Origin of the sequence: Chryseobacterium sp. CCNWLW53, assembly GCF_037083525.1 — a bacterium.
Taxonomy (GTDB): domain Bacteria; phylum Bacteroidota; class Bacteroidia; order Flavobacteriales; family Weeksellaceae; genus Chryseobacterium; species Chryseobacterium lathyri.
The window spans coordinates 231,720-256,999 of record NZ_JBAOJR010000005.1 but is presented as its reverse complement, the minus strand read 5'-3'; the positions used below and the strand labels follow the sequence as shown (position 1 = coordinate 256,999).

21 protein-coding genes are annotated in these 25,280 nt (G+C 38.2%); 9 read left to right on the top strand and 12 right to left on the bottom strand.

The features are described 5' to 3' along the window. Window positions 1-97: 97 nt before the first annotated feature. Window positions 98-1,303: an RsmB/NOP family class I SAM-dependent RNA methyltransferase gene (locus tag V6R96_RS17215; RefSeq protein WP_111955660.1), complete on the bottom strand. Its 1,206-nt coding sequence runs from the start codon at window positions 1,301-1,303 to the stop codon at window positions 98-100. Window positions 1,304-1,629: 326 nt separating this feature from the next. Between V6R96_RS17215 and V6R96_RS17210 the strand changes: the two genes are divergently transcribed. After that, on the top strand, window positions 1,630-1,977 hold the full coding sequence (locus V6R96_RS17210; RefSeq protein ID WP_111955662.1) for a zinc ribbon domain-containing protein YjdM: 348 nt from the start codon (window positions 1,630-1,632) through the stop codon (window positions 1,975-1,977). Window positions 1,978-2,281: 304 nt separating this feature from the next. Here V6R96_RS17210 and V6R96_RS17205 read toward each other — a convergent pair whose 3' ends face one another. Beyond that, a complete protein-coding gene (locus V6R96_RS17205; protein WP_336379702.1) occupies window positions 2,282-3,217 on the bottom strand; it encodes an ABC transporter ATP-binding protein in 936 nt (311 codons plus the stop codon). 75 nt (window positions 3,218-3,292) lie between these two features. Here V6R96_RS17205 and V6R96_RS17200 point away from each other — a divergent pair, with 75 nt between their 5' ends. Beyond that, on the top strand, window positions 3,293-3,952 hold the full coding sequence (locus V6R96_RS17200; RefSeq protein ID WP_336379701.1) for a YceI family protein: 660 nt from the start codon (window positions 3,293-3,295) through the stop codon (window positions 3,950-3,952). 126 nt (window positions 3,953-4,078) lie between these two features. Beyond that, window positions 4,079-5,089, top strand: a complete 1,011-nt coding sequence (pheS, locus tag V6R96_RS17195) for a phenylalanine--tRNA ligase subunit alpha (RefSeq protein WP_111955668.1) — start codon at window positions 4,079-4,081, stop codon at window positions 5,087-5,089. A 314-nt stretch (window positions 5,090-5,403) separates the two neighbouring features. On the opposite strand, the gene V6R96_RS17190 is transcribed toward pheS, so the two are convergent. Further along, on the bottom strand, window positions 5,404-6,171 hold the full coding sequence (locus tag V6R96_RS17190; RefSeq protein ID WP_111955670.1) for a DUF3108 domain-containing protein: 768 nt from the start codon (window positions 6,169-6,171) through the stop codon (window positions 5,404-5,406). Between the two features lie 154 nt (window positions 6,172-6,325). On the opposite strand from V6R96_RS17190, the gene V6R96_RS17185 reads away from it, so the two are divergent. Beyond that, window positions 6,326-7,381, top strand: coding sequence for an NAD(P)/FAD-dependent oxidoreductase (locus V6R96_RS17185; protein ID WP_111955672.1), 1,056 nt, complete (start codon window positions 6,326-6,328; stop codon window positions 7,379-7,381). A 12-nt stretch (window positions 7,382-7,393) separates the two neighbouring features. Beyond that, window positions 7,394-7,723: a 2Fe-2S iron-sulfur cluster-binding protein gene (locus V6R96_RS17180; protein ID WP_080778227.1), complete on the top strand. Its 330-nt coding sequence runs from the start codon at window positions 7,394-7,396 to the stop codon at window positions 7,721-7,723. 71 nt (window positions 7,724-7,794) lie between these two features. Here the strand turns inward: V6R96_RS17180 and V6R96_RS17175 are convergent, their stop codons facing one another. From V6R96_RS17175 to V6R96_RS17155, 5 genes are all read right to left on the bottom strand, one after another. Next, window positions 7,795-8,331 (bottom strand): hypothetical protein, encoded by a 537-nt coding sequence (locus tag V6R96_RS17175; RefSeq protein WP_223558460.1) that lies wholly within the window; start codon window positions 8,329-8,331, stop codon window positions 7,795-7,797. Window positions 8,332-8,349: 18 nt separating this feature from the next. After that, window positions 8,350-8,931: a TIGR00730 family Rossman fold protein gene (locus V6R96_RS17170; protein ID WP_336379700.1), complete on the bottom strand. Its 582-nt coding sequence runs from the start codon at window positions 8,929-8,931 to the stop codon at window positions 8,350-8,352. A gap of 206 nt (window positions 8,932-9,137) precedes the next feature. Beyond that, window positions 9,138-10,580 carry an aminoacyl-histidine dipeptidase gene (locus V6R96_RS17165; RefSeq protein WP_336379699.1) on the bottom strand — a complete coding sequence of 481 codons (1,443 nt, stop codon included), beginning with the start codon at window positions 10,578-10,580 and terminating at the stop codon, window positions 9,138-9,140. 107 nt (window positions 10,581-10,687) lie between these two features. Continuing rightward, window positions 10,688-11,179 (bottom strand): hypothetical protein, encoded by a 492-nt coding sequence (locus V6R96_RS17160; RefSeq protein ID WP_336379698.1) that lies wholly within the window; start codon window positions 11,177-11,179, stop codon window positions 10,688-10,690. Between the two features lie 18 nt (window positions 11,180-11,197). After that, window positions 11,198-11,803, bottom strand: coding sequence for a hypothetical protein (locus V6R96_RS17155; protein ID WP_111955684.1), 606 nt, complete (start codon window positions 11,801-11,803; stop codon window positions 11,198-11,200). A 518-nt stretch (window positions 11,804-12,321) separates the two neighbouring features. Here V6R96_RS17155 and recR point away from each other — a divergent pair. Together recR and V6R96_RS17145 are read left to right on the top strand one after the other, a co-directional pair. Then, window positions 12,322-12,933 (top strand): recombination mediator RecR, encoded by a 612-nt coding sequence (recR, locus tag V6R96_RS17150; RefSeq protein WP_111955686.1) that lies wholly within the window; start codon window positions 12,322-12,324, stop codon window positions 12,931-12,933. A gap of 1 nt (window position 12,934) precedes the next feature. Continuing rightward, complete coding sequence (locus V6R96_RS17145) at window positions 12,935-13,768, top strand: glycosyltransferase family 2 protein (RefSeq protein ID WP_336379697.1); 834 nt, start codon at window positions 12,935-12,937, stop codon at window positions 13,766-13,768. Between the two features lie 51 nt (window positions 13,769-13,819). Here V6R96_RS17145 and secG read toward each other — a convergent pair whose 3' ends face one another. The 3 genes from secG to V6R96_RS17130 form a co-directional block, all read right to left on the bottom strand. Beyond that, window positions 13,820-14,179, bottom strand: a complete 360-nt coding sequence (secG, locus tag V6R96_RS17140; protein ID WP_111955690.1) for a preprotein translocase subunit SecG — start codon at window positions 14,177-14,179, stop codon at window positions 13,820-13,822. 132 nt (window positions 14,180-14,311) lie between these two features. Then, on the bottom strand, window positions 14,312-16,357 hold the full coding sequence (locus tag V6R96_RS17135; RefSeq protein WP_336379696.1) for a pitrilysin family protein: 2,046 nt from the start codon (window positions 16,355-16,357) through the stop codon (window positions 14,312-14,314). A 52-nt stretch (window positions 16,358-16,409) separates the two neighbouring features. Then, window positions 16,410-17,723: a pitrilysin family protein gene (locus tag V6R96_RS17130; protein WP_111955694.1), complete on the bottom strand. Its 1,314-nt coding sequence runs from the start codon at window positions 17,721-17,723 to the stop codon at window positions 16,410-16,412. 294 nt (window positions 17,724-18,017) lie between these two features. Between V6R96_RS17130 and V6R96_RS17125 the strand changes: the two genes are divergently transcribed. Together V6R96_RS17125 and V6R96_RS17120 are read left to right on the top strand one after the other, a co-directional pair. Next, a complete protein-coding gene (locus V6R96_RS17125) occupies window positions 18,018-20,348 on the top strand; it encodes an ATP-dependent helicase (RefSeq protein ID WP_223558465.1) in 2,331 nt (776 codons plus the stop codon). Between the two features lie 272 nt (window positions 20,349-20,620). Continuing rightward, the gene (locus tag V6R96_RS17120; RefSeq protein ID WP_336379695.1) at window positions 20,621-23,347 is read left to right on the top strand and encodes a TonB-dependent receptor domain-containing protein; all 2,727 of its coding nucleotides are present in this window, start codon (window positions 20,621-20,623) and stop codon (window positions 23,345-23,347) included. Between the two features lie 73 nt (window positions 23,348-23,420). Here the strand turns inward: V6R96_RS17120 and V6R96_RS17115 are convergent, their stop codons facing one another. After that, the gene (locus tag V6R96_RS17115) at window positions 23,421-25,262 is read right to left on the bottom strand and encodes a carbon starvation protein A (RefSeq protein ID WP_336379694.1); all 1,842 of its coding nucleotides are present in this window, start codon (window positions 25,260-25,262) and stop codon (window positions 23,421-23,423) included. Window positions 25,263-25,280 lie beyond the last annotated feature (18 nt).

Here is a 25,280-nt window from a genome sequence, read left to right as displayed (position 1 = left end):
TTTCCAATATGGAGAAAAAATATATATTTGACTGCAATTTTCAATAAAAAAGCTGCTCCGGATAGAGCAGCTGTATATTTTATAGATGAGTCAAAGACTAAGAAACTCTTTCGATCAGTGCCATATAGAATCCATCATAACCATGGCTAGGCATTACTTTGTCATCTTTAATTAACTTATAACCTGAGTTGGTTTTCAAGAATTCTTCTACCTGTAAATTATTTTCAGAAGGTAGAATAGAACAGGTAGCATATACCATTTTCCCGCCTACTTTAAGCATTTTGGAGTAATCCTGAAGAATCTGTTGTTGCTCTTTTTTAATTCTGTCAATAAAATCCTGGTCAATTTTCCATTTACTGTCCGGATTTCTTTTTAAAACACCAAGTCCAGAGCATGGAGCGTCGATCAGAAGTCGGTCCACTTTATCATGAAGACGCTTGATCACTTTGTTGTCAGAGATCATGCGGGTTTCGATATTGTGTGCTCCCGCTCTTTTTGCACGGCGTTTCAGTTCAGCCAGCTTCCATTCGAAAATATCCAAAGCTACGATCTGCCCTTTATTCCCCATCAATGCAGCTAAGTGAAGGGTTTTTCCCCCCGCACCCGCACAAGCATCCACAACTCTTTGCCCTTCTTTTACATCCAGGAAATACCCGATTTTCTGTGAAGAAGCATCCTGAACCTCAAATAGGCCTTCTTTAAAGGCTGTTGTAAGGAAAACATTCTTCTTTTCCTCAAGCTGTACAGCATCCGGATAGTTTTTTACCGTGTAAGCCACTACACCTTCATCTGAAAGATCAGAAATAAGTTCTTTTGGAGTTGTTTTAAGGCTGTTTGCTCTTAATACGGTCGGAGCCTGCTCGTTCAAAGCGTGCATTTCTTTTTCCCAGCCCGGTCCTAATTCTTTTTCCAAAGTTTCAGCCAGCCATTCAGGAATAGAATGCTCGATAGCTTTTGTAGGAACGGTGTTCTTTTTAAGCTTGGTAAGGATATCTGCGATTTTAATTCCGTCAAATTCTTCAAACTTTTTATAATTGGTCTTGCTCCAAAGCAGATACGCAATCATCAGTTTATAAATATTGGTTGGTTTTACACCTTCCCCCATATAATATTCAAGACGTTTTTTCCAGCGGATAATATTATAGAAGATCTCAGAAACAACGGCTCTGTCCTGACTTCCCCATTTTCTGTGGGCTTTTAAAAGTCTTTCGATTACCTTATCGGCATATTTATTTTTCTCGAAAAATGTTTCCTGTAAAGCATCGTGAATTCCGATCGCTAGGTTTCTGTGAATAAGTTCCATAAAATTGCTTCGCTGTTTGAATCTGCAAAAGTACGAATTATAGTTGAGAGTTGCAGAATTCAAGTTTTAGAGTGGGAGAGCTTGAGGGTTGTGAAGTTTCGGGGTTTGAGAGTTCGAAATCCCTAGGGATGAGATCCAGGTTTGAGTTTTTGGATCATAGGATTCCATATGATCAAGAAATATTAAATGAATGGCAAGTATCTTGTGGGGTTTCGAGGTCACCAGTTTTTAATGTCTGACATCTAAAATCTTGATTTCTGGCCTTTACTTATCTTGATCATGAATACATTCTACAAAAAATTCTACCTTTGCAAAAAATAAAAAATATGAGTGATACTGTACTTTGTCCGAAATGCGGCTCCGAATTTACCTATCCGAGTGAAAATAATATGATGACCTGTTCGCAGTGTTTTTACGAATGGAATCCTGAAGAAACGACTGCTGAAAGTTCTAACGAAGGAAAAATACTGGATTCAAACGGGAATGAGCTTCAGGATGGAGATTCTGTCGTAGTAATCAAGGATCTTCCCGTAAAAGGAGCACCAAAACCGGTAAAAGCTGGAACAAAAGTTAAAAATATCCGTCTAAGACCGGACAGCGATCATAATATTGACTGTAAAATTGACGGTTTCGGATCTATGGCTTTGAAATCAGAGTTTGTGAAGAAAGCATAACGTTTATTTGAAAAAAATAAAAAAAGGAAAAGATTGGACAGTGTAATCTTTCAAAGACTTAATTGCAGGGAAGTGCTAATGTCCGTCTCAGGGCAGAAAGAGAATTAACCAAAAATTTCCTTATGCTGTGGAAATACAAATGTAAGAAAAAGTTTCAAACTGCTTCTTAGATTTGTATTTTTTTTTTATCCACATATTAACAATAACTGTAAGGAAATGTATAAGTTATGGAAGATTGGCAGATAAGTTTGTGAATTGTATATATAGAAAATTAGTTCAATACTAATAATAATCTTTCTGTTATTTAAACAAAAGAAATCCTGATATTTTCCTCTATCTTCTCGTCTGTATAAACAATAAGTTCTTTATTTTGAACCTTGATCTTATTCCAGTAATGGTTTCCTGCAAACCTGCTTTCCAGGAGTTCGGCTTCATTTCCATTGTCAGAGATTTTTATTTCTTTAGGATAATATGAAAACTTAGGAAGCTGGAACTCTGCTTTTTCTTCCTCACTGAATATGTTCACTTCACCAAAAAGTTTGGCGACATAAGAATTATAAGGCTGCTTGTAGGTTTCTTCCGGGCTGTCGTTCTGGATCAGTCTTCCATCCTTCAGAATGACGATCTGGTCGAGCCAAGGCATAATATCCTGAAGTTCGTGGGTAGAAATAATTAAAGAGATCTGATGTTGTTTCACATACCTGAACAGCCTTTCACGAAGCTCTATTTTTCTGGGGAAATCCAGGTTACTGAAAGGTTCATCTAAAATAAGCAGTTTCGGCAACACAGAAAGTGCTCTGGCTATGGCAACCCTCTGTTGCTGGCCTCCGCTTAAATATTTAGGAAGCACATGGGCGAATTCCTGGAGTCCTACCACTTCCAGAAGTTCCATCACCGTTTCTTTTTTTTGAGCTAAATTGATATTAGAAATAAATTTCCCCACATTTTCAGCAACAGTGGCATAAGGCATCAGGTCAAAATTCTGGGCTACCAGCTTCATTTCAGCTTCCCCGGGAACAAGATTTCCCTTGGGACCCAAAAGCCGTTTTCCATTAAAAATAATCTCGCCACTTTCCCAGTCCAGCAATCCGTAAATAAGGTTAAGCAATGTAGACTTTCCACAGCCGCTTTCTCCTGCCAGTGCAATGATTCTGCCTTCCTCAAAACCCAGATTAAGGTTCTGAAACAGGGGACTATCTTTGGTGTGGGAAAAATATAAATTGTTTATTTCTAAAAGCATAATACAAATGTAAGGTTTTTATGAAAAAATAAAATTTTTTATTATATTAGCGGAAGCAATAAAAATATATCAAAAATGAAAAAAAAACTGTTTACACTAGCTATTCCTGCTTTATTTGTTGCAGCTGTGGTGGTTTCTTGTAAAAAAGACAAACCGGTTACCAGCGAAGGCAATGAAGTGACAACTACAAAAGACGGGAATCAGTATACGGTGGACACATTGAACAGTAAAGTGGAGTGGAAAGGATATAAAGTTTTCAAGTCTGAAAGTACAAGTCATTTCGGAACGATCAAGTTTGAAAGCGGTGATGTTACCATAAAAGACGGAAAGCTTGAAAGCGGGAAATTTGTGGCAGATATGGGCTCTCTAACATCTGTAGACCTTAAAGACGATGCTGACCAGTTAGGAAAACTGAACGGTCATCTTAAAAGCGGTGATTTCTTTGAAGTGGAAAAATTCCCAACAGCTTCCTTTGAAATTACCAAAGTAACACCGGCTACGGAAGGAGATTATAATACACTTTTGGATGGGAATTTAACCATTAAAGGTATTTCAAAACCGGTTCAGTTTAAGGCCAACGTTTCTGTAAAAGACGGAGAAGTAAGTGTGGCTACTGAGCCAAAAGATATTAAAAGAGAAGAGTTTGGCGTAAAGTTCCAGGCTCCTGCTGAAAACGGGGTGATCAAGGATGAGGTAACTCTTCAGATCAACGTTAAAGCTTTAGAAAAGAAATAATTTTTTTATTTAAGTGAAATAAGTGATTGAAGTCTGCCTCCCGTAAAGGGGCAGATTTTTTTATCACAGATTCATTATTAAACTTAAAAAACGTATTTTTGCAAAACATTTTGAAAGGGTAAAACAATGATAGAAAAGATAGAAGAACTACTTACCGAAGTAAACAGCTTCAATGCTACATCTAAAGAGGAAATTGAAAACTTCCGAATTAAATATAATGGTAAAAAAGGTGTTCTGAATGATTTTTTTGAAAAATTTAAAGAAGTTCCAAACGACCAGAAAAAAGAATTCGGACAGAAGATTAATTCTTTAAAACAAGCTGTTGCAGGAAAACTGGAAGATCTTAAAGATGCTTCCCAGTCTGCTATTGTCACAGAAAAAGAAGATCTTACAAGGCCAGCTTTTCCATTGGATCTTGGGTCAAGACACCCGATCAATCTGGTGAAAAACAGAATTATTGAAATCTTCAAATCTATAGGTTTCGCAGTAGCCGATGGTCCTGAAATAGAGGACGACTGGCACAACTTTACAGCGCTTAACCTTCCCGAATACCATCCGGCAAGAGATATGCAGGATACTTTCTTCATCGAGCAGAATCCGGATATCCTTTTAAGAACGCATACCTCTTCCGTACAGATCCGTTATATGGAAGAAAACCAGCCGCCGATCAGAATTCTTTCTCCGGGAAGAGTATTCAGAAATGAGGCTATTTCTTCACGCTCACACTGTATTTTCCATCAGATTGAAGGATTGTATATTGACGAGAATGTAAGTTTTGCCGATCTTAAGCAGACAATCCAGTTTTTTACCACTGAGCTTTTCGGTAAATCCAAAATCAGAATGAGACCGTCTTATTTCCCGTTTACAGAGCCTAGTGCTGAAATTGATGTATACTGGGGATTAAACTCTGAAACTGATTACAGAATTACCAAAGGAACAGGTTGGCTGGAGATTATGGGATGCGGAATGGTAGACCCTGCGGTTCTTAAAAATGTAAATATCGACTCTGAGAAATATTCAGGATATGCTTTCGGAATGGGGATTGAAAGAATTACAATGCTTCTTTACCAGATGAGCGACATCAGAATGTTCTTCGAAAATGATATCAGAACTTTAGAACAATTTAAATCACTATAAAAAATTAAACCTCCGGAATCTCCGGAGGTTTTTGTTTTTAATTACTGACCTAAGAAACAAAACGTAATTAAAAACGAGATTATATTGAAAAATCACAACGTGACCGTTTTAATAGAGGTTTATTAATTTTATATTAATTTTTTCTTCTCTGAAATTCCCTCAGCTGAACGAAGTCGAAGCGTTATCTTTATTAGTCTTTAGTTTGCTGTTATTAGTAAGACAGCTGGAAATTAAAATGTATTACATTAAACCATAAAAAAGCCTGCAAAAATATTTTGCAGGCTTTTTTTATAATTCAAAAGGCTGAATATCTTTTATTTATATTTTAAAGGGTATTTCACATTTTTAAGATCATCAATACTTGCTTTCAGTGAACCTACGGCCAGTTCGGCCTGCAGAAGCATTGGAATATGATTGGCGTCATTGGTAACCCACATTGTAACGCCTTCTTTTTCTTTGAAAACCCTTCCACTTTTTACAGACGGGATAATTTTAAGACAGTTAATGGTTCCGAATTTGGTTTTCAGATCCTCAGTTCCTGTCACTTTCAGCTGAAATGGAAACATTTCATCATCGATCCATACATTCATGTTGATCACTGTTCCGACCTTTAATTCACTGGTACTTTTGCTTCTCAGGTAGTAGAAGCATGAAAGCATATCCTGAACGCCTTTTACAGATTTAATCACCTTTGAACCATTGGCAGGAGTCTTTTTATCTGTTAAGATCAGCGTATTATTAGTATGGTTGAAAACGGTTTCAAAATGCTGGCGGTAGCTACCTTCACGTACATTTCTTACATAAAAGCTTGGCAGCCCGGTTTCTATATTAATGAAGCTTTCATATAAATCTTCTACTTTAAAAAAGGCTTTTACAGCGCCTGTAGTTTTTCCTGTACCTTTTACGTACAGATGGGGAACACCCATATAATTTGTCTTTTTGGCAGTAAGATTGGCAGTTCCGGCATTCAGGATTCCATAGTGTATTCTGAATGTAATAGACTCACCGTCAGAGATATTGTCGATCTGAGCATAGCTCAACAGGAACATAAATAGTGCAAAAAGATTTAAAATTTTCTTCATGGTATGAAATTTAACAAAAACATTGCCAAATTTAAGATCCTTAACTATTTACAGAGATTTGATAAATCTCAGGTTTTTATTTAGAATCAATTAAATATGCTTCGCATTAAAATTAGTAAATTTGCAGTTACATGTATAATTAAATTATCTTATTATGATAACCACTGATATATTGATCATAGGAGCCGGACCTACCGGGCTTTTTGCTGTTTTTGAAGCAGGTTTATTAAAAATGAAGTGCCATATTATTGATGCACTTCCGCAGCCAGGAGGACAGCTAGCAGAGCTTTATCCGAAAAAACCTATTTTCGATATTCCGGGATATCCTTCAGTGAATGCTGGAGAATTGGTAGATAATTTAATGGAACAGATCAAGCAGTTCCAGCCGGGATTCACTTTGGGAGAAACTGCGGTTTCTTATACAAAAGTGGATGATGAATGGTTTGAAGTGATCACCAACAAAGGAACGGTGCACAGATGTAAAGCTATTGCCATTGCCGGTGGGTTGGGAACTTTTGAGCCCAGAAAGCCTACTTTTGAAAATGTAGCTGACTATGAGGAAAAAGGTCTTGAATATTTTGTTAAAGAGCCTGAGCATTTCAGAAACAAAAGAGTAGTGATTGCCGGAGGTGGAGATTCTGCTCTTGACTGGAGCGTTTTCCTTTCCAATGTAGCAAGTGAAGTGACTTTGATCCACAGAAGAAATGAGTTCAGAGGAGCTTTGGATTCCGTAGAGAAAGTTCAGGATCTTAAGAACCAGGGTAAAATTAAATTAATTACGCCTGCTGAAGTTACTGGTATCAAAGGGGACGGAAAAGTTGAAGCGATCACGGTAGAAATTGAAGGCCAGGAAGCTTTCGATATTGAAACAGATTATTTCATTCCTCTATTCGGACTGACTCCAAAATTGGGAGAGATCGGAAATTGGGGACTAAATATTGAGAAAAATGCGATCGTTGTAAACAATGCGCTTGATTATCAGACGAATATCGACGGAATCTATGCGATCGGAGATATCAATACCTATCCGGGAAAACTGAAGCTGATCCTTTGTGGTTTCCATGAAGCTACTTTAATGTGTCAGAGTGTTTACAACAGACTGAATCCGGGTAAGAAATTTGTCCTTAAATATACAACAGTAAGTGGTGTAGACGGATTTGACGGCAGCCGTAAGGAAGCAGAAAAGGCAGTTGTGAAAAAAATTGACTAATTTTGCACTATTATGTCAGATATTAATATAAAGATCACCGATCGGGAAGGGGTAACCCATGATGTTGTAGCGCCTACAGATATGTCTATGAACCTGATGGAGATCATCCGCTCTTATGAACTGGCGGAAGAAGGAACCATCGGGGTATGCGGAGGAATGGCGATGTGTGCCTCATGCCAGGTATATGTGATTAACGATCCGGGCCTTGAGCCGATGGGCGATGAAGAAGATGCGATGCTGGCGGAAGCTTACCACGTAAAAGACAACAGCAGACTGGGATGCCAGTTACATATGATGGATGAAATGGAAGGTCTTGAAGTGGAGATTGCTCCTTATCCTTAGAAAATATTAAATTTAATATTAAAACCTCCTGAAGATTTTCTTCGGGAGGTTTTGTTTATGTCAAAGAATTATTATCTGTAATCAGAAAAATAAATTATTCCAAAATCTTTAACAGTTTCAACTTTTGTATTACTTTCAATCTCTCCGTTTTTATAAGATTCAAATATTCTAACTTTTTTGTGAAGGATAAAATTATTTGAAAGTTTATTGTACTTAAAAGTAATTACTTCTGTCATTTTGGTTCCTTCAGGAACATGTTTGTACTCGTGGATAAAAGAAAAACTATTTTTTCTAATTTTTAAATCCTTGAAAGGATCTGTAAGATCTTCATTACAGTTTGAACAGGGTACAATATTATAGTTTGATGTAGAAAATGAAGATGTTCCATCTTTTTGTAACAAGTCGATGCTTACAATTCTACATTTCATATAATCATCATCTCCAATATAATTATTTTTACATTTAACTGTTTCAATTTCTATATTGTCAGAAATCTTATCATTATTCAAATCATTTGTATATTCTTTGAAGATGTATCTTGGTTTTTGTGCCTTACAAAAACTATTTAAAAAGAATGAAGAGAGTAGTATCAGTGTAAGTTTAATCATTATTTATCGATTATTATTTTAAACTTCATCCTTCGAAATCCATTTCCCCACAGTAGGAGCCTGATAATTTTTCATCTTTTCTAAAAGCTCATCAATATTTTCACTTATCAAAAGCATATCACGATTCACCAACTTTAAAAATCCTTTATCCACCATCGTCTGAACCAGTTTTATCAGATCGTCATAAAATCCATCAATATTCAAAATCCCAATTGGTTTCTTATGAAGTCCCAGCTGTGCCCAGGTGATCATTTCAAAAAACTCTTCCAGTGTTCCATAGCCGCCGGGAAGAACGATCACGCCGTCGCAGAGGTCATTCATCTTTGTTTTTCTTTCGTGCATGGTTTCTACGAGGATGAGTTCGGTAAGTTTTTTATGGGCAATTTCTTTGGATTGCAGGAAGTGGGGAAGAACTCCAACGACTTTCCCCTTTTCATTTAAAGCTCCATCCGCAACGGCTCCCATCAAACCAACATCTGCACCGCCGTAAATCAGTTGAATGTCTTGTTTTGCCAATGTTTGTCCCAGAAGGAAAGCCTGTTCTTTAAAAATATCATCTGTGCCGAAACTTGAACCGCAGAATACTGTTATACTTTTCATTATTGTAAATCTTGTTAAATGATTTTTAAACCATTAAGGCCAATGAAGTTATTAAGGAAAGTTAAGTAAAATATTAAAGATATTTTTAAGCCTAATATCTGTAAATTCTTAATGATCTTAGCGACTTAAAAAAAACTTAATGGTTTAAATTAAAAAATATCCAAAATCATATGACTTTGGATATTCAATATAGTAATTTTATTTTCTTATTTTAAAGGAATATTCGCTAAAATATCTTTAGTGAAACTCCAGAATTTCTGAGCAGAAGGAATATTAGCTTTCTCGTCCGGAGAATGGGCTCCTCTGATCGTAGGTCCAAAGCTTACCATTTCCATTTCAGGATAATTGGCCCCGATGATTCCGCATTCCAGTCCTGCGTGACAAGCTACCACATGAGGCTTTTCGCCAAATTTTTCTGTGTAGATTTTTTCCATCAGCTGTACGATCTCAGAACCCGGTTTTGGCTTCCATCCAGGATAAGAACCACTGAATTCAACGTTCATTCCTGCTAATTCTGCTACAGATTTTAACTGTTCTGCTACCGAATATTTAGATGAATCCACAGATGATCTGGTTAAGTTTAAGATTTTAAGCTCACCGCCTTTTAATTCCACTCTGGCTACATTGTTGGATGCTTCCACAAGATCTTTTACGTCCGGGCTCATTCTGTAAACCCCGTTGTGAAGAGATTTTAAAGCAAGGATAATCTTCCTGGAATCTTCTTCGGAAACAGCTTTGTCAGAAGTCGTAGAATTTTCAATATTGATATGGATACCAGGTTCTACTGTAGCAAATTCTTCTAAAATTTCTTTTTTAAGAGCTGTAGCCGTTTCAATAAATTCCTGAGCATTTCTCACGGAAATAAGTGCCGTAGCTTCTCTTGGAATAGCATTTCTCAAGCCGCCGCCGTCAACCGTTACCAACTGAATATTCTGGTTAGTTAAGCCACTGTAAAGAAGTCTTCCCAGAATAATATTGGAATTACCGAAACCTTTATGAATATCCATTCCTGAATGACCTCCCTGCAGGCCTTTTACTTCAATTCTTATAATCTGTCCTTTTGCTGCTTCTGTGTTGTAATTTTGTGTAATGGTTACATCTACACCCCCTGCACAACCGATATCGATCTCATCATCTTCTTCGGTATCAAGGTTTAACAGGATTTCTCCAGTCAACTGTCCAGGCTTTAAACCTAAGGCACCGGTCATTCCCGTCTCTTCATCAATGGTGAAGAGAGCTTCCATAGCCGGATGTGGAATATCTGAACTTTCAAGAATAGACATGATGGTTGCTACTCCTAAACCGTTATCAGCACCTAAAGTTGTTCCTTTTGCCTTTACCCAATCTCCATCAACCTCCATTTTGATACCTTCTGTATCGAAATCAAAATTTACATCACTGTTTTTCTGGCATACCATATCCAGATGTGACTGAAGAACGACGGATTTACGGTTTTCCATGCCCGGAGTTGCAGGTTTTTTGATAATAACATTTCCTACTTCATCTACCGTAGTTTCCAATCCTAAATTTTCACCAAATTCTTTGATGAAAGCAATGACTCTTTCTTCTTTTTTAGATGGTCTTGGAACTGCATTTAATTTGGAGAAATTTTTCCAGATAATTTGCGGTTCTATATTAGATAATTCCATGAAATTTTATTTTTATCAAAATTACAAAATAAAAAATGCTTCCGTGAATCCGGAAGCACTTTTTATGTGGAGACTAGAGGTAAATTTGTTTTTACCTCTCTTGTTTTTTAACATCCGCATTCGCCGTAAATAGGTAATGTTTCTACAGTACCATCCGGTTTTTCAATCGTCAGGGTACCTTCGAATAATAAAGCTTCTTCGCTTTTTATTTTTTTTCCTTTTACAGAAATCTTGTAGTTGTCGCTTTCAATTTCTTTCGTCAGCTCCTCGTCAACTTCCATATCGCTTGACGAGATAAGATTCATTGTCAATCTTTTACCGTCAAGTTTCATGTAGACTGTTTTTCCTGCATCATCAGCATAGATGTATTTTTCTGCTTCAAAATCAGCCTTATTTCTTGCAAAATAGCATGAGCATTCTTTGATCTCTTTTGGAAAAGGGATAATGTCTACTAGAACTTTTCCTGGTGCCGTTTCTGTTTTTGCAGAATCTTTAACAAGGTTTAAAGAATCTGTTGAGGCACTATCCTTAATGACTTCCTTATCTTTTTTACAGGCGGTCAAAAGAAATGCTGAAAAGAAAATGATTAGATATTTCATTGTTTGTGGTTTTTATGTTTAGCCTCTCGCTCTTTCCAGAAGAACCATCATCAGTAATGATAAGATCACTAAACTTTCGTCTTCGTCATCAATATCGATCATTCTGTCAAGCTGGAATCTTCTTCCGAAGAACGAAGGCATTTTTTTAAGTTTAAAATATTCCTTTCCGTCAATACCTCTTACGGTATAAGCGGGGTTAAGAAAATATCCTGTGAACATTCCTATAATTGGAATCTCACTCACCATTCCATCAAAGAATTTTGTCCATGCATTATCCTCTGCAACCGTGAATTTGGGTTGGTCATTTGAATCCAGGATGTCATAAGTAGATTTCCAGAGAGAGCGCATGCCTTTTCTTGCCAGTCTTCCGTAATTTTTGTTGTCGGTAAGGTCATTTAAAGAATAAGAAGCATTGAAATCGATCCATTGATTGGCTTTGATCCTGAAAAGCTCTTTAGATTTGCTTTCGTCATTGAAAACAATAACATCTTCCTTCAGCTTGAACATTTTCTGACGGACATACGCTACATAGTTCCCGTTTCTGTCAGTAATATTGAAATCACTTGCCAGAGTGGAGATTTTAAATTTGAAATCCAGAGGATAATTTAGGTTTTTAAGTACCATTAGTTTATTTTTTTCATATTAGAACCCCAAAGATAGAGGTTTTTTTAGAACTAAGAACCAAGAACCAAGAGTCAAGAACCAGGATTTTAGATATCAGATGCCAGATTTCAGACATGAGACTTTAGGGTAAGGCTGAGATTCAGGTTGGAAAATGCCAATGGTGAATTTTGCTTTGCAAGTGAATGGTGAGTGAGCGAACCACGATATAAGAGTCAAGAATCAAGATGCCAGATATCAGATTATGAGTATTGGTGGCTTCGGTGCCTCAACCTCCAGATATTGTTTATTTTATATTTCTGAACATGTCAGGTTTTAGTTTATTAAATACGGACCTTAAATAATACAATCATCAACCCTTTTATACCTACATACTCTAAACCCCTCCAACGCTCAAACCCGCATCCCGGAATAGAGCCCCTGAAACTTATAATTCCACCATGTTAAAACCCTAAAAACTCTCCGACTCTCTAACTCTGAAACACACCCAATTCTCAACAATATTCCTTATTTTTGTAGTTATGGATTACCCTAGTAAAGTTTTAGCAAAAGCCGTAGACGAAATTTCAGGGCTGCCCGGAATCGGGAGAAAAACAGCGCTGAGATTGGCATTGCATCTGTTAAAACAACCCAGTTCCAGAGCAATAGGACTTGGAAACTCATTAATCAACCTTGTTAACGAAATAAAGTATTGCAAAGAATGCCATAATTTTTCAGATTTTGACGTTTGTGAGATCTGCAGCAATGAGAAAAGAAACAGCGAGCTGATCTGTATTGTTGAAGATGTACGTGACGTAATTGCTATTGAAAACACAGGAAAGTTTACAGGAAAATACCTAATCTTGGGTGGGAAAATATCACCGATGGAAGGCGTTGGGCCCAATCAGCTGAATATACCGAGTATTGAAAGAAAAGTGAATGAAGGCGGGGTAAAAGAATTTATTTTTGCGTTAAGTGCCACAATGGAAGGGGATACGACAGCCTATTATATTTACAAAAAATTTAAAAACTTTAAGGTTAGTTTTTCAAGCATTGCCAGAGGAATCTCAGTAGGAGACGAGCTGGAATATGCAGATGAAGTATCTTTGGGAAGATCCATTATTAACAGGTTGCCATACAACGAAAAGGACTAATATGAAGCTGTCGATAATCATTGTCAATTATAATGTAACCAGGCTGCTGAGAAATTGCCTTCTGTCTGTTCAGAAATATACAGAAGGAGAGGATTATGAAGTAATTGTTATAGATAATGCATCAACAGATACGTCCTGGGGAGATCTTATTCCGGAATTTCCCAAGGTACATTTTATATCTTCTGAGTATAATGAAGGTTTTGCTGTTGCCAATAACAAAGCGATAAAAACAGCAGCCGGGGAATATGTTCTTCTTTTAAATCCGGATACCGAACTGGAAGGATATTATATGAAAGATATTCTGGATTTTGCTGATTCTAAGCCGGATTTCGGGTGTCTTGGAGTAAGAATGCATGATGCAGAGGGGAACTTTCTGCCTGAAAGTAAACGTTCAGTACCGGATATGTTCAATTCTTTTGAAAAACTGTTTACGAACTTTAAAAGAAGCAATTCAAAATCCTATTACAGAAGTGATATTGATGAAACTGCAGTTGCAGAAGCAGATGTGGTTACCGGAGCTTTTTTATTGATCAGAAAGGAGGTCTACGAAAAAATTGGTGGGCTGGATGAAACATATTTTATGTACGGGGAAGACATTGATCTGTGCTATACCTTATTGAGAAACGGTTATAAAAACTATTATTATGGAAAGGCTTCGCTTCTCCATCATAAAGGAGAGAGCACTATTAAAGATGAGGTGTATCTTGACCGGTTTTATGGAGCTATGCAGATCTTTATTGATAAATATTACAGAGAATCTAAGCCTATGCAGTATTCATTCTTAAAAGCAGGACTAAGGCTTCGTCACAAGATCGAGAAGATCAAGTTAAAATAAAAAAGCAGTTCAAATTGAACTGCTTTTGTTATATATAAGATAAATCTGTTATTATTTTGCCGGAGCTACAGGTGTCTGAGCCGGAGTAGTGGTAGTAGCTGCTGGAGCAGACTGCTTAGCCGGAGCTGTAGTTTCTTTCTTCACTGGCTGCTGCTGTGTAGGAGCTGCTGTTGTAGGCTTACCTGTGATCACAACGCTTATAAGGATAAGAACGATGATTACTGCGCCCAGAGTCCATGTTGCTTTTTCCATGAAATCATTGGTTCTCTGTACTCCGAACTGTGCAGGTGATGCACCTCCGAAAGTACTGGAAAGGCCTCCTCCTTTAGGATTTTGAGCCATAACGATGATTACCAATAAGATGCTGGCAATCATAACAAGAACCATCAATAGTGTAAATATAGTATCCATTAATTCTGATATCTTTTTGAATGGGCAAATTTAATCTTTTTTTACCGAATGGCAAAGAAGATCAGGGTAAATGTTATTAAAAATAAAAACGGCAGCGCCAGCTGCCGTTTTTTCTATAAAAAAGACTATTTTTTATTTAAAATCAGAATCTTTAGCCTGGTTCACTTCGTAAGATTTTACATTCATAACCATGTCCATGCCCATTTGATTTATTAAGATCGTATATGGCATTTTCACACCATTTACATCCTTGTAATCAGAGAAAGTGGTAGGGATGGTTACTTCCTGTCCCTGCGCTTTCGCAGTTCTGGTTTCTCCTGTTTTCAATCCCGTAGCTACACTATAGTAATATGTTACATTGTTCCCTTTTACAGCGTAGGAATCTTCACCGCCGATTTTTTCAATTCCAGTTACTTTGTAATCTGAAGATTTTGCGAAACCCAATTCTTCAAACAGCTCAGTATTTTTCTGTTTTTCAGCAATCTGTTCAGGTTTCATAGGGGCTTTCTGTCCCATTTGCTCAGAATATCCCTGTTTTCCATCAAAAACCTGCTTCTGAACAACCTGTCCCATAGCAGTAACTGATGTCAGTTCCTTTCCACCCTGAGCTTTTATGATTTTAAAATCAATATTCTGTCCCTGCATAGACATCGAAGCGTTCATTGTGTAGGAAGAGATCTTTGCGAGATTTGCTTTTCCTCCAATTGCATTGATGTATTTATCAGCAATAGAAGCGACACTTACACTGGCATCAGCTTTTTGTGCAGTCGGCTTTGCTACCGGATTGGCTTCTTTATCGTAATATTTTACAGGATAACCCAGTTTTTCAAGCCCTTCAGAAATATCAGAAGCCTTACCGGCTATGAAAATCCTGCTTTGGTTTGGTAAAATAGTAGCTTTTACAGCATTAGAAATATCTGCAGCAGTTACTTTATCAATTGACTTTAAATAATTGGTGTAGAAATCAGAAGGCAGATCCTGAACCTTTTGGTTTAAAGCAAATTTTGCAATTGTTTCCGGCTTTTCCAGAGACATGATGAAAGATCCTTTCAGTTTAGCCTTGGCATTTTCCAGTTCTTCAGGTTTTACGGTAGAAATAGCATTAAGCTCATTCATAAATTCCTTAACTGCTTTATCCGTAACCTCATTTCTTACACTGGCATCAGCAGAGAAATCAGAAGAATATTTACCGGCATTCATACTAGAATAAGCACCATAAGTGAATCCGTTCTTTTCACGAAGGTTCATGAAAAGTCTCGCTTCACCGCCTCCGCCTAAGATATAATTGGCCATTGTAGCAGCAAAATAATTCGGATCTTTCATTTTAAGATTGTTCAGGTTATTCACCGAAACCACAGACTGTACAGCCGAAGGAACATCTACTACATTAATCTCTGTTTTAGCAAGATTGGAAGCCGGTTCCAGTGCAGTTGCCGGTGTGTTGGCCTTTTTCCATCCGCTGAAAGCTTTTTCTACCAGTGATTTTACCTTGTCAAATTTTACATCACCTACAATCACTAAATAAGCATTGTCAGGAGCGTAATATTTTTTATAAACGTTTTGTACGTCAGCTAACTGGATCTTGTTGATCGTTTCCACGGTTTCAAATTCACCTCTGGCTGTATTTTTACCATACATTAATGCATTGGAAACTTTAGAAGCGATAGAAGAAGCATTTTTCTCTTCAGCTTTTAATCCTTCTACAGCTCTTTCTTTTGAATTTTGAATTTCTTCCGCAGAAAATTTAGGATTAATAATTGCATCGGCCATTAAACCCAATACCTCAGGGAAATATTTTGAAAGAGAGTTGGCAAAAGCACCGCTGGAAGAAAAGCTTAAGTTAGCTCCCAGATAATCTACTTTTTTATTAAAATCCTCTTTGCTCAGATTGGTTGTTCCGTTTTCAAACTGCTCAGCCATGATAGAGCTTACTCCGGTTACGCTTCCTTCGAGGAAAGGCGGTCTGTCCATAGAAAGAGTAGTGTTTACTCTTGGTAATTTATTGTTTTCCACAACCATTACCGTAAGACCATTGCTTAGCTGGAAAGTTTTTGGTTTTGCAATGTTGATCGCAGGAGTAGGTCCCGGTTTCGGCATTGCATTAAGGTCAATTTTTTGTGCTGAAACCGTTCCTGCGAATAAAAACGCTGCAGCTATATATGTTAATTGCTTTTTCATTTGTAAAAATTTAATTTTTAATAATCATATTTCAAACCTGAGTTTTAAATGATTACTTTTTTTCAGGAACGTAATTAATGATTACTCTTTGATTAGAATTCAGATACTTTTTAGCCGCATTCTGCAGATCCTGTCTCGTGATCGATCTGTAAATGTCGATTTCCTTATTGATCAGGTTGGTATTACCCATCAGAACATGATTGGTTGCCAATGAAGCTGCAATTCCCTGAATACTTGAGTTGGCATTTACGAACTGATTCTCATACTGGTTCTGAAGCTTCTGATAATCTTCCTCGGAGATCAGGCCTGTCTGTAGTTTTTTGATTTCTGCATCAATATCAGACTGTAAAGTCTGCTTTGTGGTCTGCCCCATCGGGATTGCGAAGAATGCGAAAATACTGTAATCTTCAAGTCCTTGATTGAAGGCCTCTACAGCAAGCGCTTTTTTATCCTGGTCAACTAATTTTTTGTATAAAACTGAAGACTTACCATTGCTCAGATAAGATGAAAGCATATCAAGAACATAGGCATCTTTTTCTTTATTAGCCGGAGTTCTGTAAGCAAAAATATAGGCAGGGAGCTGAATGTTCGGATCTGTAGCCGTTACCTCTTTTTCCTGAGTGATAGGAGCGTCTTTCGGAAAATCTTTTGGATAAAGCGTTCCTTTCTGAATTCCTCCGTAATATTCCTGAATCCATTTTTTAGTCTGCTCAGGCTTGATGTCTCCTGCAACTACCAATGTAGCATTGTTCGGAACATAATATTTTTTATAGAATGCCTGGAACTCTTCCAGTTTTGCAGAGTTAAGATCTTCCATAGAACCAATTGTAGGCCAATTGTACGGGTGATTCGTAAATAAATTCTTCTGAATGGTAGGGAAAAGGTTTCCATAAGGCTGGTTGTCCATTCTTAATCTTTTCTCCTCTTTTACAACCTCTCTCTGAGTATCTACTCCCACCTGGTTAATGACAGCGTGACGCATTCTTTCAGCTTCCATCCAAAGACCAAGCTGCTCGTTGTTGGAAGGGAAAGTCTCATAATAATACGTTCGGTCATTCGTCGTGTTCGCATTATTTTGACCTCCGTTTGAAGAAACGATCTTGAACCAGTCCCCTCTTTTGATGTTGGGTGTTCCTTCAAATAAAAGATGTTCAAAGAAATGGGCAAAACCTGTTCTTCCCTTTACTTCATCCTTCGCACCTACATGGTACATTACCCCAGTAGTGACTACCGGTGCAGAATTGTCCTGATGAAGAATTACGTGAAGGCCGTTTGGCAGGTCATACTCTTCAAATTTAATTTGCTGTGCATTCAGTACCATTCCGAAGAAAGATGCTGCTGCCACAGAAAGAAGTCGCTTTTTCATAAAGTAGAAATTGTTTTGGATAGATTAGTAGAGAAAACAGAGTATTTGTTACATAATTACTCCACTTTTTTTAATTTTTTAATTTATTTGTAAAACTTTATAAATCCACAGTTTTGTCAACAAGAATATAATTTATACGAAACGAAAATAGATGGTGTGAAAAACTCTAATAATTAAAGCTGTTCTGATGCCGAAGAAAACCCCGATTCAATTTTTTACTTTCTTTAAATTAAACTCATAATTTGAATTGTCCTTTGAATACATTAATTTTGTGTTCCCAAATTTTTTTGCAGTATGGATTATCTGAAAGGACTCAATGAATCACAATATGAAGCCGTTACCTCTCTACAGGGACCTTTGATGGTGCTTGCAGGCGCAGGTTCCGGAAAGACACGTGTACTTACCATGCGTATTGCCCACCTGATCCACAACGGAATTGACCCTTTCAACATCCTGGCATTAACCTTTACCAACAAAGCGGCTCGCGAAATGAAAGACCGTATTGCAAAAGTAGTTGGAGACAGCAATGCAAGAAGTTTATGGATGGGAACTTTTCACTCTGTTTTTGCAAGAATCCTGAGAATTGAAGGGCATTACCTCGGATATCCTTCCAATTTTACGATCTATGATCAGCAGGATGCCTTAAATGTTATCAGAAAAGTACTCAAAGACATGAATATCGATGCCGATCTTTACAAACCTAAAAAAGTCCAGGCAAGAATTTCAACATACAAAAACAATCTGATTACGGTAAAAGCTTATTTCAACAATCCGGAACTGATGGAAGCTGATGAAAAAGCCAATATGAAATTCATCGGGAAGATCTACCAGAAATATGTGGAAGCATGTTTCAAGAATGGGGCGATGGATTTTGATGACTTACTGCTAAAGACCAATGAATTACTGACCCGTTTTCCGGAAGTGCTGGCTAAATATCAGGACAGGTTCAGGTATATCATGGTAGATGAGTACCAGGATACCAACCATTCCCAATATCTTATTGTAAAAGCGCTGGCTTCAAAATTTGAAAATATCTGCGTGGTAGGGGATGATGCCCAGTCCATTTATTCTTTCCGTGGCGCAAACATTTATAACATCTTGAATTTTAAGAAAGATTATCCTGATGCGATAACCGTTTCCCTGGAGCAGAATTACCGTTCAACCCAGAATATTGTGAACGCGGCCAACGTTGTCATTGCAAAAAACTTACAGCAGTTCAAGAAGAATGTTTTCAGTGATAATGAAGAAGGGGATAAGATCAAAATATACCGTTCCCTTTCCGATGCTGATGAAGCGAATTTTGTAGCCGGAAACATCTGGGAACTCAGAAACACCGACCAGAGAAAGTACAGTGATTTTGCAATTTTATACAGGACCAATTCACAGACCAGAGCATTTGAAGACGCGCTGAGACGTAAAAATATCCCGTACAAGGTTTACGGAGGGCTTTCTTTCTACCAGAGAAAGGAGGTGAAAGATCTTATTGCCTATCTGCGTCTTCTGGTTAATGAAAATGACTCGGAGGCACTGATGAGGATCATCAATTATCCTACAAGAGGAATTGGAGAAACCACACAGAATAAGCTGATCGTTTTTGCAGATTCTCATAATGTAACTATTTCACAGGTACTGAGTAATCTGCCGATGTACGCCCCGCAGTTGGGCTTAAACAACGGTGTTTTAACCAAACTGAATGATTTCTGGTCCATGATCAAAGCCTTCCAGGTATTGCTGAAAACCGATACGGCTTACAGTGTTGCCATGGAAGTAGCGAAGCGAAGCGGACTGATTAAATTCTTAAAAGATGATCAGACCCCTGAAGGAATTTCCCGGGTAGAGAACGTACAGGAATTGATGAACTCTATGCAGGGATTCATTGAAGAGCAGATGCAGCTGGAAGACGGAGATCCGAGCCTTCCGAATTTCCTTGAAAATATTGCCCTTTCTGCGGATACTCAGGATAAAAATACAGATGAAGATATGGTTTCTTTAATGACCATTCACCTGTCCAAAGGTCTTGAATTCCCCGTAGTACACCTTGTGGGTCTTGAGGAAAACCTTTTCCCGAGCTTTATGAGCTCAGCAACAAGGGAAGATCTGGAAGAAGAAAGACGTTTATTTTATGTGGCACTGACAAGAGCTGAAAAACAGGTGTTTTTCTCCTATGCCGTTTCACGTTTTCAATGGGGAAAAATTACAGATGCAGAGCCTTCAAGATTCTTAAGTGAAATTGATGATGAATATATTGAATTCCTAAACCCGGCTCTGGAAAAGAGATTCATCAACAATACAGGGATAAAATCCAATATTTTTGATGAGCATCCTTCCGAACAAAAAGCATTTAGACGGGTTGAAAAGAAAACCATTGACAAAGGAGACAGCTCAAAACCTGCACCGGAAGTTAGAAAATTGAAGCCGGTAAGTACGGCGAAAATTATCAATCCAAGTGGAGCTTCTTCACAGGATATCGAAGTAGGAGACAAGGTAAGACACGACCGTTTCGGAATAGGGGAAGTCTCTTTTCTGGATGGTACAGATCCCCAGAATATTAAGGCCAAAGTAATTTTCATACATGAAGGAGAGAAAAACCTTATCCTGAAATATGCTAAGCTTACAAAAATATAACGTTTAATTTTCAGCATAGAAGCTGATGATAATATTTTTATAACGGATTCCATTTTTGGATTCCGTTTTTTTTATTCAAACACAAATGGCAAGAGTGTACTTTGTGATCTTGGTAACATTTGTGAAAAATTAGTGTTATTCGTATTTAAAGAACAATAGACCAGAACTATCTTAAATTTTCATAAAATTAAAGTCTATTGATTTTGTAGACTAATGAATTAGTTTTACATTTGCCACTCAAAAAAACATAAACTATAAATTGATGTAAGGGTATGAAAAATAAAAAGACTATTTTATCAGCTTCAGTTCTTTTTTTTCTCGGAACTTATGCTTTCGGGCAGGAAAAAGAAAAAGACAGCGTAAAAACCAATAATGTAGAAGAAGTCGTGGTGCTGGGTTCAAGAGCCGGCGCACGATCCAAAACAGACAGCCCGGTTCCTGTGGACGTCTTCAATATAAAAGAATCATCAGTAGTCCTTCCGCAATCCAGTATAGGACAGATTTTGAACGCAATAGCGCCCTCTTTCACCTCTACCATTCAAACCAATTCCGATGGAACAGACCATTTAGACCCTGCCCAGCTGAGAGGATTAGGCCCGGATCAGGTGCTGGTTTTGGTGAATGGAAAAAGAAGGCATACTTCAGCATTGGTCAATGTGAACGGAACACCGGGAAGAGGAACAGTAGGAACAGATTTGAACTCCATTCCTTCATTTGCTTTGAACAGGATTGAGGTGCTGCGTGACGGAGCTTCAGCCCAGTATGGATCAGATGCCATTGCAGGAGTCATCAACCTTGAACTGAAAAAGGATATCGGAAAATTAACCGGCCAGGTAAGTTATGGCGGAAATTTAACTCCGACAGCCAATGATCATACCGGAAACTTTGACGGACAAAATATTCAGGTAGACCTTAATTATGGAAATAAGATCGGGAATAAAGGCGGTTTTTATAATATCACATGGTCTTCACAGTTCAGAAATCCGACCTTCAGAGCCGGCACGGAAAGCGGGGCAATCTATAATGCATATAATGCTATCGAAAAACGTGCTTTAAATGACGGTGTGAATCTTTCCTCACTTTTCTCCAATATTAACAATGTTCCCAATCCGCAGCAGCTTATTAATTATATTCATCAGTATGCACAGGGTGTAAGCTATTTTTCTCCTCAGTTTCAGAATCAGATTCAGACTGCCAATACGATCGGTGCTTTGCAAGGTTTATTAAAAGGAGATGTTACAGATCAGGAGCTGGCTTACAGAGGACTGGACAGAAAAGATTTCAATATGCAGGTAGGACAGTCGAAACTGAACAATCATCAGCTTTTTGCCAATATTGAAGTTCCTATCAATGACAACTGGAAAGTATATACGTTTGGAGGATACAGTTTCAGGTACGGAAGCTCAGGTGGGTTCTACAGAAGGCCTAACCAGAGCAGAACTTTTACAGGGTTGTACTCAGACGGTTATCTGCCGCAAATCGGAACGGATATCCAGGATTTATCGCTTTCTGCAGGGATCAAAGGGAACTGGGACGGCTGGAATATCGATTTGAGTAATACGTTCGGACAGAATTCATTTACCTATAATATCAGCGACACAGGAAATACATCTTTACGCTTTGCGTCTCCTAATGAGTTTGATGCAGGAGGTTTAAGATTTTCCCAGAATACCATCAATTTAGATTTTTCTAAAAAGTATGATGTCTGGAATGGAATTAATGTGGCTTTCGGAGCAGAGCACCGGTATGAAAACTTTAAAATAACGCAGGGTGACGAAGCTTCATATACCACTTATGATGCAGCAGGAAATATATGGAATAATACCAGCCCGAGAGGTACGGATTTCTTTGGAAATACACTTCCCGGAGGGTCACAGGTTTTCAGCGGGTTTAAACCTGTCAATGCCGTAGACAAGAATAGACAGGCGGTAGCAGCATATGCAGATGTTGAATTCAATTTTACCAACTGGTTATTGGTAGATGCAGCAGCGAGATATGAGAACTATTCAGATTTCGGATCTACATTCAATTATAAGCTGGCTTCAAGGATCAGAGTGGCTCCGAATTTTAATGTAAGACTGGCAGGTTCTACAGGATTCAGAGCACCATCCATCCACCAGATTTATTATAATGTAACCTCTACTTTGTTTACAAACAGTCAGCTTCTGGAGGTAGGAACCTTCAGCAATGATTCAGACATTGCAGGATTGCTGCAAATGCCAAAACTAAAGCAGGAAACTTCCAAATCTGCCAGTGTAGGATTTACCTACAGGATTCCTTCCACAAGCCTTACTTTTACAGCAGACGGTTATTTTACAAGAATCAACAACAGGATCATTCTTACGGATCAGTTCTTAAGAGCAGATGTACCTGCTGCTGCACAGGCTGCTTTTGATGCCCAGGGAGTTAATGCGGCTCAGTTCTTCACGAATGCTATAGATACGGAAACAAAAGGAATAGACCTTGTGATTTCTCATAACGTAAGATTTTCCGGCTTAAAACTCGATAACAGCTTTGCCGCCAATATCAGTGAGACCAGGAAAGTAGGGGATATTCATTCCTCAGGACTTCTACAGTCTCCGAATCTTGAGAAAATCTATTTCTCTGAAAAATCCAGAGTATATCTGGAAGAAGCGGTTCCAAGGGTAAAAGCAAGCTTGTCGCATACGCTGGCCTGGAAAAAAGCAAGTGTCTATCTTAGAAATACCTATTTCGGAAAAGTGACAGGTGCAGATATTATTGATGTTAATGGTGACGGGATCATTGGGTTCAATGAACACCAGCAGATCGGACATAAAATCATTACCGACCTTTCATTGGCCTACCAGTTTACAAAGAATGTAGGGCTTACACTGGGAGTAAACAACCTTTTTGATATTTATCCCGATAAAAATCTTACAGCATCTACCAACAATGACCAGTTTATCTATTCCCGTTCAACATCCCAGTTTGGCCAGAACGGAAGGTATGTGTTTACAAGGCTCAACTTCAATTTTTAAATAAATAATAATTAGTAAAAAACCAGTCCGGGACATCCGGACTGGTTTTGTTTTTATGTTAGTTTTATTCTGGTTATCTTTCTACAAGCTCTTTTACAGGCTCTCCGTAATAATCTATCTCGGTGGTCTTAATCTGCAGAAGCTGGTACCATTTGATAAAAGCCCCAATGAACACAATAAGCATCAGTACCATCGCCGTAACTGCTAAAGTGGCCAATAGATACTGTTCTTTGGGAAGATAGATTGCTGTGACCTGAATATAACCGGCCCAGAAAGTAATTCCAGCCATGAACACTCCGGGGATTGCAGAACACAGGGCATATTTGCCTCTTTTCATCCGGATCAGCATCGTCGTACAGACAATCAGTCCGCAGGCTGCCAACAGCTGGTTACTGATCCCGAACAGCGGCCAGATACTGCTTACATTCCCTGTAAATACCAGATAGCCCCAGGCAAAAGTAAATAAAAGGCTGCTGATAATAATTCCGGGAATCCAGTTCTTATCATTAAATTTAGGAATGACAGACCCCAGCATTTCCTGTAAAAAGAAACGACCCACCCTTGTTCCTGCATCAATGGCAGTAAGAATAAATACAGCTTCGAACATAATGGCAAAATTATACCAGTATGCAGTCAGCTGGTCCATATATGGGATCTTATTAAAAATATGAGCCATTCCCACAGCTAGAGATACAGCCCCGCCGGTTCTTCCGTGAAGTTCGATGCCTATTTTCTGTGAATAATAATCGATATCTACACCATGGAGGGAAGGGTGTGCAGCAAGGAAAGCATCATAAGATTCCTTCGGAGTATTGATGGCGAAATAATCACCGGGCATTAATGTACAGGCAGCAATCAAAGCCATTAAAGCTACGAAACCTTCTACAAGCATGGCTCCATAACCTACAAATAGAATTTCCTTTTCTTTATTAAGCATCTTGGGAGTTGTCCCTGTTGCAATGACTGCATGAAAACCGGAAATTGCTCCACATGCAATGACTATAAAGATAAAAGGAAGCACAGGACCTCCTATAACAGGACCTCCACCTTTTATAAACTCCGTAAGAGCAGGCATTTGAATTGTTGGATGAATGACAATCACACCCACTGCAAGCATAATGATGGTTCCTATTTTAAGATAGGTCGAAAGATAATCTCGAGGAACCAGAAGAAGCCATACAGGCAGTACGGAAGCGAGAAAACCATACAAAGGAATGGCAATGGAAATGGTTTTAATGTCCCACGAAAACAGATTATTCATGGTTTCGTTCTGCATCAAACTATGGCCGCCAATAATGCCTGCCACCAAAAGTATACCTCCTAAAATACTGGCAAAAAGAACACTGTTTTTTCTGTATCTCATGATAAGGCCCATGATCACTGCAATAGGCATAGTGATTACAACGGTAAAAAGAGACCATGAAGCCTCATGCATCGCATTGATACAGGCGAGTGACAAACCAGCCAGTGTAAGAATAAGGATAAATAAAATAGCAAAGCCAGCAACCGTTCCTGTTGCTTTACCTATTTCTTTGGAGGCAATAGTAGCCAGACTCTGTCCTTTATGCCGTACTGAAGCAAATAAAACCACCATATCATGTACGCCTCCGCCAAGTACACATCCAATCAGGATCCATAATGCACCGGGCAGATATCCAAACTGAGCAGCCAGTACGGGCCCAAGCAAAGGGCCGGCAGCAGCAATCGCAGCAAAATGATGGCCGAAAAGTACATTCTTATTGGTAGCTACATAATCTTTACCGTCGGCAAATTCTACTGCAGGAGTAGTGTTTTTATCATTAAGTCTGAGCACTTTATTGGCAATGAAAATACCATAAAAGCGATAAGCAATTGCAAAGACAAGTACTGATACAAAGATCAGGGTGAGTGCATTAGTGTTATTCAGAAAATCCATATCATCTGTTTTTTTTTG

Coding starts and splice junctions, on each gene's coding strand:
- V6R96_RS17215 (WP_111955660.1), bottom strand. CDS start 1,303: ATGGAACTTATTCACAGAAACCTAGCGATCGGAATTCACGATGCTTTA.
- V6R96_RS17210 (WP_111955662.1), top strand. CDS start 1,630: ATGAGTGATACTGTACTTTGTCCGAAATGCGGCTCCGAATTTACCTAT.
- V6R96_RS17205 (WP_336379702.1), bottom strand. CDS start 3,217: ATGCTTTTAGAAATAAACAATTTATATTTTTCCCACACCAAAGATAGT.
- V6R96_RS17200 (WP_336379701.1), top strand. CDS start 3,293: ATGAAAAAAAAACTGTTTACACTAGCTATTCCTGCTTTATTTGTTGCA.
- pheS (WP_111955668.1), top strand. CDS start 4,079: ATGATAGAAAAGATAGAAGAACTACTTACCGAAGTAAACAGCTTCAAT.
- V6R96_RS17190 (WP_111955670.1), bottom strand. CDS start 6,171: ATGAAGAAAATTTTAAATCTTTTTGCACTATTTATGTTCCTGTTGAGC.
- V6R96_RS17185 (WP_111955672.1), top strand. CDS start 6,326: ATGATAACCACTGATATATTGATCATAGGAGCCGGACCTACCGGGCTT.
- V6R96_RS17180 (WP_080778227.1), top strand. CDS start 7,394: ATGTCAGATATTAATATAAAGATCACCGATCGGGAAGGGGTAACCCAT.
- V6R96_RS17175 (WP_223558460.1), bottom strand. CDS start 8,331: ATGATTAAACTTACACTGATACTACTCTCTTCATTCTTTTTAAATAGT.
- V6R96_RS17170 (WP_336379700.1), bottom strand. CDS start 8,931: ATGAAAAGTATAACAGTATTCTGCGGTTCAAGTTTCGGCACAGATGAT.
- V6R96_RS17165 (WP_336379699.1), bottom strand. CDS start 10,580: ATGGAATTATCTAATATAGAACCGCAAATTATCTGGAAAAATTTCTCC.
- V6R96_RS17160 (WP_336379698.1), bottom strand. CDS start 11,179: ATGAAATATCTAATCATTTTCTTTTCAGCATTTCTTTTGACCGCCTGT.
- V6R96_RS17155 (WP_111955684.1), bottom strand. CDS start 11,803: ATGGTACTTAAAAACCTAAATTATCCTCTGGATTTCAAATTTAAAATC.
- recR (WP_111955686.1), top strand. CDS start 12,322: ATGGATTACCCTAGTAAAGTTTTAGCAAAAGCCGTAGACGAAATTTCA.
- V6R96_RS17145 (WP_336379697.1), top strand. CDS start 12,935: ATGAAGCTGTCGATAATCATTGTCAATTATAATGTAACCAGGCTGCTG.
- secG (WP_111955690.1), bottom strand. CDS start 14,179: ATGGATACTATATTTACACTATTGATGGTTCTTGTTATGATTGCCAGC.
- V6R96_RS17135 (WP_336379696.1), bottom strand. CDS start 16,357: ATGAAAAAGCAATTAACATATATAGCTGCAGCGTTTTTATTCGCAGGA.
- V6R96_RS17130 (WP_111955694.1), bottom strand. CDS start 17,723: ATGAAAAAGCGACTTCTTTCTGTGGCAGCAGCATCTTTCTTCGGAATG.
- V6R96_RS17125 (WP_223558465.1), top strand. CDS start 18,018: ATGGATTATCTGAAAGGACTCAATGAATCACAATATGAAGCCGTTACC.
- V6R96_RS17120 (WP_336379695.1), top strand. CDS start 20,621: ATGAAAAATAAAAAGACTATTTTATCAGCTTCAGTTCTTTTTTTTCTC.
- V6R96_RS17115 (WP_336379694.1), bottom strand. CDS start 25,262: ATGGATTTTCTGAATAACACTAATGCACTCACCCTGATCTTTGTATCA.